The sequence below is a fragment of the Prevotella sp. LCP21S3_D2 genome (genome assembly GCF_052118345.1).
Taxonomy (GTDB): domain Bacteria; phylum Bacteroidota; class Bacteroidia; order Bacteroidales; family Bacteroidaceae; genus Prevotella.
In genome coordinates, this window is record NZ_JBQKHJ010000004.1 from 42,547 (window position 1) to 55,696 (window position 13,150).

10 protein-coding genes and 1 tRNA gene are annotated in these 13,150 nt (G+C 45.4%); 4 read left to right on the plus strand and 7 right to left on the minus strand.

The genetic code is table 11. From position 1 onward, the window contains the following. Positions 1-166: 166 nt before the first annotated feature. Together greA and ACTQ16_RS04480 are read left to right on the plus strand one after the other, a co-directional pair. Entirely contained in the window at positions 167-634 is a 468-nt protein-coding gene (gene greA / locus ACTQ16_RS04475) for a transcription elongation factor GreA (RefSeq protein ID WP_294968804.1), read from the plus strand. A gap of 185 nt (positions 635-819) precedes the next feature. Beyond that, positions 820-1,221: an HIT family protein gene (locus ACTQ16_RS04480; protein ID WP_294968801.1), complete on the plus strand. Its 402-nt coding sequence runs from the start codon at positions 820-822 to the stop codon at positions 1,219-1,221. A gap of 102 nt (positions 1,222-1,323) precedes the next feature. Here ACTQ16_RS04480 and ACTQ16_RS04485 read toward each other — a convergent pair whose 3' ends face one another. Then, positions 1,324-2,415, minus strand: a complete 1,092-nt coding sequence (locus ACTQ16_RS04485) for a sugar phosphate nucleotidyltransferase (RefSeq protein ID WP_294968799.1) — start codon at positions 2,413-2,415, stop codon at positions 1,324-1,326. A 234-nt stretch (positions 2,416-2,649) separates the two neighbouring features. Between ACTQ16_RS04485 and ACTQ16_RS04490 the strand changes: the two genes are divergently transcribed. Continuing rightward, a tRNA-Leu gene (locus ACTQ16_RS04490) sits at positions 2,650-2,731 on the plus strand. Positions 2,732-3,732: 1,001 nt separating this feature from the next. Next, positions 3,733-5,307 (plus strand): glycoside hydrolase family 28 protein, encoded by a 1,575-nt coding sequence (locus tag ACTQ16_RS04495; protein WP_441936304.1) that lies wholly within the window; start codon positions 3,733-3,735, stop codon positions 5,305-5,307. A 157-nt stretch (positions 5,308-5,464) separates the two neighbouring features. Here the strand turns inward: ACTQ16_RS04495 and ACTQ16_RS04500 are convergent, their stop codons facing one another. The 6 genes from ACTQ16_RS04500 to sufB all read right to left on the minus strand — a co-directional run bounded on the left by ACTQ16_RS04500 (position 5,465) and on the right by sufB (position 13,144). Continuing rightward, positions 5,465-6,073, minus strand: coding sequence for a ribonuclease HII (locus tag ACTQ16_RS04500; RefSeq protein WP_295346338.1), 609 nt, complete (start codon positions 6,071-6,073; stop codon positions 5,465-5,467). 30 nt (positions 6,074-6,103) lie between these two features. Beyond that, positions 6,104-8,194, minus strand: coding sequence for a hypothetical protein (locus tag ACTQ16_RS04505; RefSeq protein ID WP_441936306.1), 2,091 nt, complete (start codon positions 8,192-8,194; stop codon positions 6,104-6,106). A gap of 90 nt (positions 8,195-8,284) precedes the next feature. Further along, entirely contained in the window at positions 8,285-9,499 is a 1,215-nt protein-coding gene (locus tag ACTQ16_RS04510) for a cysteine desulfurase (protein ID WP_294968790.1), read from the minus strand. Between the two features lie 36 nt (positions 9,500-9,535). Further along, positions 9,536-10,879, minus strand: coding sequence for a Fe-S cluster assembly protein SufD (gene sufD, locus ACTQ16_RS04515; RefSeq protein ID WP_441936308.1), 1,344 nt, complete (start codon positions 10,877-10,879; stop codon positions 9,536-9,538). 14 nt (positions 10,880-10,893) lie between these two features. Further along, complete coding sequence (sufC, locus tag ACTQ16_RS04520) at positions 10,894-11,649, minus strand: Fe-S cluster assembly ATPase SufC (protein ID WP_441936310.1); 756 nt, start codon at positions 11,647-11,649, stop codon at positions 10,894-10,896. 43 nt (positions 11,650-11,692) lie between these two features. Next, the gene (sufB, locus tag ACTQ16_RS04525; protein ID WP_022120773.1) at positions 11,693-13,144 is read right to left on the minus strand and encodes a Fe-S cluster assembly protein SufB; all 1,452 of its coding nucleotides are present in this window, start codon (positions 13,142-13,144) and stop codon (positions 11,693-11,695) included. Positions 13,145-13,150 lie beyond the last annotated feature (6 nt).

Sequence of the window (13,150 nt, forward strand, 5' to 3'; positions counted from 1 at the left end):
GTGATACGGAAATAAAGTCCTATCTTTGCAATCGAATTATAAACATAAGGATAAGAAAGAGACACATATAAGATATAGGATTCCGGTGCTCCACTGGCACTGGAATTCTTTATTTTTTATGCCTCTAAGAACATATTATTAATAACATTAAACAACAAGAAAAATTATGGCTTACATGTCACAAGAAGGCTACGACAATCTCGTAGCTGAGCTGAAACAGCTCGTATCTGTAGAGCGCCCTAAGGCATCAGCCGCAATTGCTGAAGCCCGCGACAAGGGTGATTTAAGTGAGAATTCTGAGTATGATGCCGCTAAAGAGGCACAGGCTCATCTGGAAGATAAGATCAATCGCCTGAAGCTCACCATTGCCGAGGCCAAGATTATCGATACCAAGCAGCTCAGCACCGACAGCGTGCAGATCATGTCGAAGGTAGAGATGACCAACATGGCTAACAAGGCAAAGATGACCTATACCATCGTGAGCGAGAGCGAGGCAAACTTGAAGGAAGGCAAGATTTCCATCAAGACTCCTATCGCACAGGGATTGCTCAACAAGAAGGTAGGTGAGATTGCAGAAATCAAGATTCCTCGCGGCACCATCAACCTTCGCATCGACAAGATTTCATTTGAATAAAACGGAATAAAAGGAACTATCATATCGGCAGCAATGCCCGTATGACGGTTCCTTTTATGTTATATGTAAGCCTACCCGATATACTCTACAGAAAATGAAAGTAGCCGATGCAACGACATCAAAAAGAGAATAAGATAATATGAATTGTAAATTATAAATTATTAATTATAAATTGATTAGCGATTATGGCAAGCATTTTTTCAAAGATTGCAGCAGGAGAGATTCCTAGCTACAAGTGTGCAGAAAGCGACAAGTTTTATGCTTTCCTCGACATTAGCCCTATCGGCAAAGGTCATACCTTGGTGATTCCCCGTAAGGAGGTTGATTACATCTTCGATATGGAAGACGAAGACCTGGCTGAGTTTGAGGTTTTCGCCAAGAAGGTAGCCAAGGCTATCAAGGCAGCCTTCCCATGCAAGAAAGTGGCGCAGGTTGTTTTGGGTCTGGAGGTTCCTCATGCCCATATCCACCTCATCCCAATGAACAGCGAAGCTGATGTCAATTTCCGCAAGGAGCACCTCAAGCTCTCTGAGGAAGAGTTCAAGGAAATCGCTGATAAGATTTATACTGAATTCCAGAAATTGTAGAATGTGTGTAAACCACACATCCGCTTATAAAGCAAAAAATGAGCTGCAGAGGGTTGCAGCTCATTTTTCATACATATTATATTTATTTGACTAAATCGCCCATTAAATAAAGTCTTCACCTCGCTTCATCTGCACCTCGTTCACATATTTGCGAACCAATGCGGAAGAATCTTCCTTCCTGCAGACGAGCAGCACATTGTCTTTCTCGGCAACGATAAAACCATCCAGCCCGTTCAATACGGCAAGCTTGCCCTTCGGCAACTTAATCACATTGTTGTGGCAGTTTTCCATCATCACATCGCTGTCTATCACCACGTTATCGTCATCGCTCTTCTGCATCGCCTCATAGATACTGTGCCATGTTCCCAGGTCAGCCCATCCGAAATCACACTTCATCACGCATACATCTGAAGGCTTCTCAAGGATTCCAAAATCCACAGAGATATTAGGATAAGAAGAAAAACTCTCCTTCATATAGGCATTCTCCGTCTCGATGCTAAACTCCGGATACTGCTTGTCGTAATCACGGAGCACAGGAGGCAGAATCTTACAGAAACACTCTCTCAGATGCTTTACATTGCTCAGGAAGAGACCAGTATTCCAATAAAACTCCCCACTCTCAACGAATATCTTGGCAAAATCACGCTCCGGTTTCTCCGTAAAGGATTGAACCTGATACATATTGTCACAAAAGACATCGCCCATCTGAATATATCCATAACCCGGTTCAGGACGGGTTGGCTTCACTCCCATGGTAAGGAACCGGTCGTTCTCTGCTACAAAAGCCAAGCCTTTCAGCACATTTTCCCGGAAAGCTTCCTCGTTGAAGATAGCCTGGTCTGAAGGAGTGGTAATCACACAGGCATTGGGATTTATCATGGAAATGCGATGATTGGCCCATGCCATGCTCGGAGCCGTATTACGATGAATAGGCTCTGCCAAAATGTTATCCATAGAAACTTCTGGCAACTGCTCCTTAATCAAATGTACGAATTCCTCGTTCGTATTGATATATATATGATCAGCAGGAACAATCTTTGCCATTCGGTCGTAGGTTTGCTGCAACTGAGTACGTCCTACTCCAAAGAAATCGATAAATTGCTTCGGATAGTTACTGCGGCTGCAAGGCCAAAGTCTACGTCCTTTTCCTCCTGCAAGTATCACACAATAGTAGTTATTTACGTTAACCGTCATATTTTGATTCATATGTTTGCAGTTTTTAAATTAAATTTCCAACTGTAAAATTAGAAAATATATTTGAATGCGCCAAAGTTTTTCTCTTAATTTAAGATTGGAGGGGGCAAATACAACAATATTTTAGCCTTTTGGCACGCAAAATGCACTTTTTTCGAAAAAAAGTTCTCAAAAAGTTTGCCAGTTCAAAAATTATTAGTACCTTTGCAACCGCAAATAAGCCAAGTGCTATTTGCCCAGATGGCGGAATCGGTAGACGCGCTGGTCTCAAACACCAGTGGAGCAATCCATCCCGGTTCGATCCCGGGTCTGGGTACAACAAGAAGGTTGATAGTCTTTTGATTATCAACCTTCTTTCGTTATATACATTATCCATCCCCTGCTTTCATGAAAAAGTATCTGCTAAAGCTGGAAAAAACACAAAAAGTTAGGATTATTTCATTCCGACAGATTTCCCAACAATCTCAAAAACACCCTTCACCCTTCACCAACATAACATAAAGCACTATATATAAGACACTTATAACGGTGAAGGGTTTCATCAACTCTTCACCACTCTTCACCCACCCTTCACCTTTCTGCTTTTGGGTTTCCATTAAGGCTTGCTCCAAGGCTTCTATTATGAGTGGCCTTAGTCTTCTATTATGAGTGGCTTTAAGCTTCTATTAAGCTTGGCTTAAGCCTTCTTTGAAGATGATTTAAACCTTATTTGAAACTGGTTTAAGCCTTAGATAAAGTTTACGTGGGGCTTAATTGAAGGTTACGTAGAGCCTAGTTGAGATTTACATGGGGCTTAGTTGAAGTCTTATTCCTATTCCCAGAGTAACAGAATCCTCCCTTTAAGCAGTTCAAAATTCTGCTGAGGTGAAGGGTGGTGAAGGGTGGGTGAAGGGTTGGCGAAGCTCTTCACCACTCGCAACCCCAGTGTTTATCGGGGTTTCAAGCGAAAAGGTGAAGAGTGAAGAGTAAAATCGAGAGTAGCTTTTTTCGCAAGCAAAACTACTCAACCTACTGCCAGAATGCACCTAGTAAATGACAGAGATAGACCTGATGGAATCTTTCTCCCGACGTATTATTTCTTATCTGCCAATGGCAAAAAGTTGCCCGCCTAGGGGCAATATTGTGCCATAGTAAGGCAGAAAGCGAAACGTCCCCTTTTACAACCAGCTAAGACTATTGCGACTTTTTCCTACTGAAAACGTTTGCGATGTTTTATAGGCATAATCTGATACTTTCGTTTGGTGAAATCAGATATTATTCATAAATTTGCAGACGGAAGCTAACAATGATTTATCAAACAAAAACATAATTACAGTCATGAAGAAAATTTTTAGCATGGTTTGGGCTTGCTTGCTGGCACTCAGCGCCCAGGCAACCGACATCAAGAAGTATGATGCTCTATATGAGAATCTGCCATTCCAGATGGAAAAGGTGACCCGTCCACAGTTCCCTGCCAATGAGGTAAACCTCAAGGAATTTGGTGCTATTGGCGACGGTTCTTCTCTCTGTACCACAGCCTTTGCCAAGGCTATCGATGCGCTCACCCAGAAAGGCGGAGGTAAACTCATCGTTCCACAAGGCGTATGGTTCACAGGTCCTATCGTATTGAAGAGCAATATCAACCTGCATCTCGAAAAAGGTGCTGTCATCCTTTTCTCACCAGACGATGCCCTCTACCCTTTTGTAGATACATCATTCGAAGGTTTGGATACGCGCCGCTGCCAGTCACCTATCTCTGGCCATAATCTTACCAACGTGGCAATTACCGGTCAGGGCTGCATCGACGGAAACGGAGAATACTGGCGTCCATTGAAGAAGCAGAAGGTTACAGATGCACAGTGGAAGCAGATTACTTCTCGTGGCGGTGCTTTCAAGAGAGCTGACTACTGGTTCCCAACAGAGGGTGCATTGAAGGCTGACAACAGCGCCAACATGAATGTGCCTAAGACTCCAACTTCAGAAGAAGAGTGGAACGAGATCAAGCGTTTCCTCCGTCCTGTAATGATCAGTCTCGTAAGCTGCAAGAACGTTTGGCTCAACGGTGTTATCTTCCAGAATTCACCAGCATGGAACATTCATCCGCTGATGTGCGAAAACGTTCTTATAGAAGATGTATTGGTTCGCAACCCTTCATACGCCCAGAACGGTGATGGTCTTGACCTGGAGAGCTGCAAGAATGCACTCATCGTCAATTCTACTTTCGACGTGGGCGATGACGGTATCTGTATCAAGAGCGGTAAGGATGCTGACGGAAGAAAGCGCGGCATTCCTTGCGAGAATGTCATCGTAAACGGCTGTACCGTATTCAAGGGTCATGGCGGTTTCGTTGTTGGTAGCGAGATGAGCGGTGGCGTAAAGAATATTAAGGTGAGCGACTGCCAGTTCCTCGGTACTGATGTGGGGCTCCGTTTCAAGAGTACACGCGGTCGTGGTGGCGTAGTAGAGAATATTTATATCGACAACATGTCAATGTTTGATATCCAGACCGATGTCATCACCTTCGATCTCTATTACGGTGGCAAGTCTGCCGTTGAAGTTCTCAACGATGGCGACGAGGCTAAGAGTCAGAAGGTACAGAAGTTCAAGGTAGATGAGACAACTCCTTGCTTCCGCAATATCGACATCAACCATGTCATCTGCCGCACAGCCCGTCGTGCCGCTTACTTCAACGGTCTCCCTGAGATGCCGGTAAGCAATATCCACATCAAGGATATGGAGGTAAACAATGCAGAATATGGCATCGTCATCAACCGTACAGATGGCGTGAAGCTCGAAAACATCAAGGTTAGTGCAAAGAACCACACCTTCGATGCCAAGAATTCAAAGAATGTAATTGTCAACGACAAGACATACAAGAAGATTGACGAAAAGGGTATTACTCTTGACTTCTAATATCGTCTTGATGATAAAAGACAGATTAGACATTCTCCGTATCTGTCAGAAAAAACGAAAAGGAGGTAAATACCAATCGACGGCATTTACCTCCTTTTCGTTTATAATAATCGACAGAAAAAACAGACTTTGTTTTAAAGGACCAAATCTGTAGCCTCTAATCCTTGAAATCTATACTCAATTCGCCAGTACCTAAAAGATTGTAACTCATGCGATGATATGGAGTGACTCCAAATTCCCTGATGGCAGCACGATGTTTCTTGGTAGGATAACCCTTGTTGCCTTTCCAGTCGTACTGCGGATATTCTTCTGCCAGCGCATCCATGTAATCATCACGATAGGTCTTGGCAAGGATGCTTGCCGCAGCAATTGCCAGATACTTGCCGTCTCCCTTTACGATGGTTGTATAAGGCAAATCCTTATAAGGCTTAAACCGGTTACCATCCACGATAACAGCCTCTGGACGAACCTTGAGCTGGTCCAGGGCACGGTGCATAGCCAGGAAACTGGCGTTGAGAATATTGATTTTATCGATTTCTTCAGGCGTAACAATGCCCACAGCCCAAGCTACGGCATCACGCTCTATCTGCTTGCGGAGTGCCTTGCGCTTCTTATCGGTGAGCTTCTTACTGTCGTTCAAATCGGCATTCTGATAATTAGGAGGAAGAATGACGGCTGCAGCATAGACGCTACCCGCCAAGCATCCACGGCCAGCCTCATCACAGCCAGCCTCTATCATATCCTTATAATAATGACTTTCCAACATATTATTTATTCTTGATGATACATCATATTATTAAAGCAAAGGCTTCAAGCCTTCCCATTTCACATTCCAATTGCCATCCTGCGGGAATCCCGGATTAGGATGAATACTGCCGTCCCAGCCGGCACACATCATGGCTACAGCCATCAACAAACCGCCATTGCCAGGAAGATAAAGGCGCAAACGGGCATCCTGATAGTTATGACCGCTTACCAAATAGGTATTCTTCTGCTGGTGCATCAGTAAAGCACCTACTGCATTCTCAGGTTCTCCCATGCGGGCAGCTCCCATTGCCATCATCGGATAATCCCAGCCCCAGGAAGTATTCCACTTCCAGTTCTTCCAAATCCATTGCTCGGTCTTCTTCATCTTGGCAAAATCAATCATTCTACTATTATATGGGAACAGACCGATGGCACCCATCACGGCTGGATGATCACTGAACATGCGAACCTTGGTATAGGTATCAGGCTCGGTCTCTGCAGCAAGGTATAAACTGTCCTTGGATGCAAGAGGAGAGATCTTGGCAATGATATCGTCCCAATGAGCATCACGAGCCTTACCCAGTCGTTCACGCCATTCCTGCGCAATCTTCAAGGCACAATGCCACTGACTGAGCTCGAATGGAGGATTAACGGTTGTAGCGGCAGGTAAGGTTTCCTGGGCAGCAATACAACCGCGAAGAATATAACGGTCTTTCTCCTTATCATATTCTGCAAAGTCGCCCATAAATTCAGCTGTTTCATCGACCAGTTTCGCATATTTCTGCAAGATGGCAGGCGAAGGATTGGCACGATAAAGCAATTCTGCCAGATAAATGAGGTGTGGCTGTTGCCAAATCAGGAAACTTCCTACACTTGATGGAGCCTCACCAGCACCAGGATCGGTCATCTTCATCCATCTTACTCCCTTGAATCCCTGTCGCTGGGCTATCTTGCGGGCATTCGGCTCTGCCTTGAAATACCAGGATAAAGAACGCTCCAACAATTCAGGATGTCCCCACAAGGCAAATTGTGCCTGATGCCAGAGAATCATCTCCAAATGGAACTTGCCAAACCAGGAATTATAAGTAAGACCGGTTTCCTGTGGAGGAGTGTCACCTGCATCCTGAATAGCCAGCAGGTATTGGCTCAACACTACACGGCGCTCCATCTCCTGAGCACGAGGATCCTTACACTGTCCGAAATCCACCATTGCTCCCTTCTGCCAATAGCTATTCCAATAAGCCTTAGCTGCATCCGCAACCTCAGCAAAAGTCTTGCTCTCAGAAGATAACTGCTCTGCATATTCACAGGTCAATTTCAAGTCAGCAGACTTTGACTGCAGCTGATAGAAATTCTTGCCTTTCTGCTTGAGTTTGGCTATACCCTGCCATCTCAATATCACGAAATAGACGGTTTCATCGATAGTTCGTTTCAATACGGCAGAATTCTTATCTTGTGAAACAAGCATTGTGGAATGAAGATGATCTTTATTCCAATCGCAAGCATCGTCACAATGACCGCCTGTAGGATAAGCAAAACGGATATCAAATGCGATAGGACCTTTGGACTGGACGTGAGTAGCAATCATATCCAGCTCAGGATGACAAGTGGTCTCCACCTGATAAGCACGACCATGATAAATAAAGCTGCTCTTAATCATTCCATCCCACATGTCCAAAATTTGGTTAACCTGCTGTATATTCTTAGGATCAGCCCCCAGAGAAAGTCCCAATGTACCCAAATGCAGACGATGAGGATTGACACGATACCAATCTCCTGCTGCCTTCTTTCTCTTATCTTCCTTTATCTGGGTAGCGTATGGCTCCTTTCTTCCTCTTCCATAATCATAATAACGCCAACTTTCTTCCTGTTTATAATTCTCAGGATTGGTAAACGAATGCCAGCCCCAATCGCTCATCGTACCCAAAGGAACGCCCTTGGAATAAGACTTAGGGAATGACTGAAGACCAGTTCCATCTACAGTCATGGCAAAGCCACCATTACCCACAGACAAGGAATTCAGCGAATCCATCGTCACCACATGAGGATTATTCCTCTCTACTACTTGTTTTCTATCAATATTCTGAGCTGAAAGGCTCAAGGAAATCAACAGAAAAGTACTTAATAATATTCTTTTCATTTGTTTGTTTTTAGGTTGTTTATTTTAATATAAAAACAATAATTCCCCAATTCCATCATAGAAATGGGGAATCATTATATATAAAAGCTTTTAGAACATCTGAGAAACGCGTTTTACGCCTGCTACAAGCGCATCAACCTCCTCCTTGGTATTGTACAAGGCAAAGCTGGCACGAACAGTTCCCAGAATGCCATAACGGTCCATCAAAGGCTGAGCACAATGATGACCGGTACGGACAGCAATGCCCAGACGATCGAGCAATGTTCCCATGTCCATGTGATGAATATCACCAACCAAGAAGCTGACAACGGCATCTTTGCCCTCCTGCTCACCAAAAAGTCTGATTCCATCGATAGTTCGCATCTGCTCCATGCAGTAACGGGTCAATTCCTGCTCATGCTTGGCAATGTTATCCATGCCGAGTGCAGAGACATAATCGATGGCCTTTGCCAGACCATGGGTAGCTACATAATCAGGAGTACCAGCCTCAAACTTGAATGGCAACTTCTCGAAAGTAGTCTTCTCGAAACTTACGCTCTCTATCATTTCACCACCTCCCTGATAAGGAGGCAACTTGTCGAGCCATTCTTCCTTGCCATAAAGCACACCGATACCGGTAGGACCATAGATTTTATGACCGCTGAAAGCGAAGAAATCGCAATCCATGTCCTGCACATCCACAGCAAAGTGAGGAGTACTCTGAGCGCCATCCACCATCACAGGCACACCGTGCTCATGGGCAATCTTAATCATCTTTTTTACCGGATTCACCGTACCGAGCACGTTGCTCACTTGGGCTATGCTCACGATTTTGGTGCGTTCGGTAAATAAATTGGCGAATTCATCGAGGTTAATCTCACCTTTATCATTGATAGGAATCACACGGATGGCGATTCCCTTCTTGGCAGCCTGCAACTGCCAAGGCACGATATTGGAATGATGCTCCATGGTAGAGATAATCACCTCGTCGCCCTCGCTCATAAATGCATCGCAGAACGATGAAACCACAAGATTCAGACTCTCTGTAGTACCTCGGGTGAAGATGATTTCCTCAACCTTCGGCGCATTGATAAACTTGCGCACAGTCTCACGGGCTGCTTCATGAAGATCGGTAGCCTGCTGAGAGAGATAGTGCACACCACGATGCACATTGGCATTCACATTGAGATACTCGTCGCGCATGGCATCGAGTACGCACAATGGCTTCTGTGTAGTTGCCGCATTATCCAAATACACCAATAGCTTATCATATACCGTTCTCGATAAAATCGGGAAATCTGCTCTTACTTGATTGATATCATACATAGTTTTAAGAACTTAGCTCCTTTAAAAGGATATTATCTACTTGCAAAGCTTGCAACCCTCGCACTTATTGAGTTCACCACGGAATCGCTTCTCTACGAGATGATGCAGGCGATCGCGCAATGGCTCCAGCTCCATCTTGTCGATGACTTCGTTGATAAATGCAAACTGAAGGAGCAACTTAGCCTCCTCACGGCTCACACCACGCTGCTGCATATAGAACAGGGCGGCATCGTTGAGCTGACCTACAGTACTACCGTGTGCACACTTCACATCGTCGGCATAAATCTCCAGCATCGGCTGGGTGAACATGCGGGCTGTCTTCGTAGCACAGAGGTTCTGGTTAGTTTCCTGCGAAGTGGTCTTCTGGGCACCATGACGAACCAGCACTCTGCCGGCAAAAGCACCACGTGCCTCACCATCGAGCACATACTTATAAAGTTCGTTGCTGGTACAATGACCCACCTGATGATCAATGAGCGTATTGTTATCTACCACCTGGTTCTTATCGGCAATCACACAACCATTGCAGAAGCATTCGGCTCCCTCGCCCTTGAACACGAGGTCGAGTCGGTTGCGGGTGATACCATTATGAAGGGTGATGACGTTATGGTTTACACGGCTGTTAGCCTGCTGCTCAATATACACGTTGCTGACACGGCGGTTCTTGTAATGAGTCTCCTCCAGGCAATAGAGGTCGAGACTGGCATTCTCGCCTACGAATGCCTCGATAACCTGGGTTGCGAGGAAGTTCTTGTCATCGGCTGCATGGTCACAGAAGAGGAACTTAGCCTCAGCACCCTGTTCCATCACGATGAGTACACGTCGGTTTACCATCAAATCAACATCCGAACGGAGAATATTGATGACCTGAATAGTTCGCTCTACCTTTACATTCTTTGGAACATAAATCAGCAAGCCATCCTGTGCCAGGAATGTATTCAATGCGGTGATGCCATCTTCGTCGGTTTTGGCAATCTTAGCGTAGTATTTCCCGATGAATTCAGGGCTTTCTGCAGCTATCTTGCTCAAAGAATCCACGATTACGCCCTCCGGAAGCTCTACTTTAGGCAATGCTTTGTTATAAAAAGCATCGTTTACCACGAAGTAGAGCGAAGTGCTCAGATTAGGCACATCGCAGCGGAAAGCTTCGTATGGATCTACCGGAATTTCCAGACGGTTCAAGTTCAAGCCATAATCTGGCTCGAAGATGGCGCTCATATCTGTGTACTTGTATCTTTCTACCTTTCGGGAAGGGAAGCCCAGACGACGGAAGTCCTCAAACGCAGCATCGCGCACCGCATTGAGCACCTCAGCACTGTTCTTCTTGATTATTCTCGAAGAAGACTGATACAAGTCTAAATATTGTTTTTCTGAAAGCATAGCCATCCTCCTTATTATTTCTCATCTACTTCAGCCTTGATCCAGTCGTAGCCACGAGCCTCAATCTCCTTGGCAAGTTCAGGACCGGCAGTCTTCACGATTCTACCCTTATAGAGAACGTGAACCACACTTGGCTTAATCATATCGAGCAGACGATCGTAGTGAGTGATGACAATGGCAGAAGTCTTGTCGGTATGCATCTTGTTCACACCATCAGCCACGATACGCATCGCATCCACATCGAGACCTGAGTCGGTTTCATCGAGGATAGAGAGCTTTGGCTCCAGCATAGCCATCTGGAAAATCTCGTTGCGCTTCTTCTCACCACCCGAGAAACCTTCGTTTACAGAACGGCGAGCCAACTTGCTGTCCAATTCCACCAACTCGCGCTTCTCACGCATCAGCTTCATGAATTCGCTTGTATTCAATGGTTCCAAACCCTGATACACACGCTTGGCATTGATAGCCGCACGCATGAAGTTGGTCATGGATACGCCAGGAATTTCTACTGGATACTGGAAAGAGAGGAACAAGCCTTCACGGGCACGGTCCTCTGGCTTCATATCCAGAAGGTTCTTGCCGTTGAAGATAGCCTCGCCCTCTGTTACTGTATAAAGAGGGTTACCTGTGAGCACAGCGCTCAAGGTTGACTTACCGGAACCATTAGGTCCCATGATAGCATGTATCTCACCATCGTTGATAGTCAGGTTGATACCTTTCAATATTTCTTTGCCTGCAATAGTAGCATGCAGATTCTTTACCTCTAACATAATTTTAGTCAATTTTTATCGATTTCATCGAGAATTATGATAACTATCCTACGGTTCCTTCGAGTGAAACACTCAGGAGTTTCTGTGCCTCAACGGCAAACTCCATAGGCAACTTGTTGAGCACGTCCTTGGCATAACCGTTTACGATTAAGCCGACAGCCTCCTCGGTAGGAATGCCTCGCTGATTACAATAGAAGAGCTGGTCTTCTGAAATCTTCGAGGTAGTTGCCTCATGCTCGAACACGGCTGTGTCGTTATGGGCATCCATATATGGGAAGGTATGCGCTCCACAATCGCTGCCCAGCAACAAAGAGTCGCAGGAACTATAGTTGCGTGCATTGTCGGCATTGGATGTGGCACGAACCAATCCACGATAGGAATTCTGGCTATGTCCTGCCGAAATACCCTTAGAGATGATGGTACTCTTGGTGTTCTTACCCATGTGAATCATCTTGGTACCGGTATCAGCCTCCTGATAGTTGTTGGTAACAGCCACACTGTAGAACTCAGCTACAGAGTTGTCGCCACGCAAGATGCAGGAAGGATACTTCCAGGTAATCGCAGAACCCGTCTCTACCTGAGTCCAGCTCAACTTAGAGTTCACACCACGCAAGTCGCCTCGCTTGGTTACCAGGTTCAGCACACCACCCTTACCATGCTCATCACCAGGATACCAGTTCTGAACAGTAGAGTATTTCACCTCAGCATTGTCCTTGACAATTATCTCGACAATAGCCGCATGAAGCTGATTCTCATCACGCATTGGCGCTGTACATCCCTCCAGGTAAGAAACGTAAGCATCATCATCAGCGATAATCAATGTACGCTCAAACTGACCGGTGTTACGGGCATTGATGCGGAAGTAACTGCTCAACTCCATCGGACAGCGGACGCCCTTAGGAATATAAACGAATGAGCCATCACTGAACACGCAACTGTTCAAGGCTGCATAAAAGTTATCACGATAAGGAACCACGGTTCCCAGATACTCTCTTACCAAATCAGGATGCTCCTTCACAGCCTCACCGATACTGCAGAAGATGACACCTTTCTCACGGAGTTTCTCCTTGAAGGTAGTCTTTACCGACACAGAGTCCATGATGGCATCTACGGCGGTACCACTCAAAGCCAGACGCTCCTCCAGAGGAATACCGAGTTTATCGAATGTCTTCTCCAACTCAGGATCAATCTCCTTGTTCTTCGGCTTCTTTGCCAAAGGGTCAGCATAGTATGAAATCTCCTGGTAGTCAATAGGTGGCACGTGAACGTGTCCCCACTTTGGCTCCTTGAGCGTCTTCCAGTAATTGTAGGCTTTCAGACGAAATTCGAGCATCCAGTCTGGCTCTCCCTTCTTCTGCGAGATCAGGCGCACAACATCCTCGTTGAGACCCTTTTCTATGATTTCAGTATGTACATCGGTGGTAAAACCATACTCGTATTTCTGGTCTATCACATCCTTGACAACCTGATTCTGTTCTTTCTCTATTTCTGCCATTTTATT

What these genes read in the sequence shown, in the direction of transcription:
- greA (WP_294968804.1), top strand. Translation starts at nt 167, where the DNA reads ATGGCTTACATGTCACAAGAAGGCTACGACAATCTCGTAGCTGAGCTG.
- ACTQ16_RS04480 (WP_294968801.1), top strand. Translation starts at nt 820, where the DNA reads ATGGCAAGCATTTTTTCAAAGATTGCAGCAGGAGAGATTCCTAGCTAC.
- ACTQ16_RS04485 (WP_294968799.1), bottom strand. Translation starts at nt 2,415, where the DNA reads ATGACGGTTAACGTAAATAACTACTATTGTGTGATACTTGCAGGAGGA.
- ACTQ16_RS04495 (WP_441936304.1), top strand. Translation starts at nt 3,733, where the DNA reads ATGAAGAAAATTTTTAGCATGGTTTGGGCTTGCTTGCTGGCACTCAGC.
- ACTQ16_RS04500 (WP_295346338.1), bottom strand. Translation starts at nt 6,073, where the DNA reads ATGTTGGAAAGTCATTATTATAAGGATATGATAGAGGCTGGCTGTGAT.
- ACTQ16_RS04505 (WP_441936306.1), bottom strand. Translation starts at nt 8,194, where the DNA reads ATGAAAAGAATATTATTAAGTACTTTTCTGTTGATTTCCTTGAGCCTT.
- ACTQ16_RS04510 (WP_294968790.1), bottom strand. Translation starts at nt 9,499, where the DNA reads ATGTATGATATCAATCAAGTAAGAGCAGATTTCCCGATTTTATCGAGA.
- sufD (WP_441936308.1), bottom strand. Translation starts at nt 10,879, where the DNA reads ATGCTTTCAGAAAAACAATATTTAGACTTGTATCAGTCTTCTTCGAGA.
- sufC (WP_441936310.1), bottom strand. Translation starts at nt 11,649, where the DNA reads ATGTTAGAGGTAAAGAATCTGCATGCTACTATTGCAGGCAAAGAAATA.
- sufB (WP_022120773.1), bottom strand. Translation starts at nt 13,144, where the DNA reads ATGGCAGAAATAGAGAAAGAACAGAATCAGGTTGTCAAGGATGTGATA.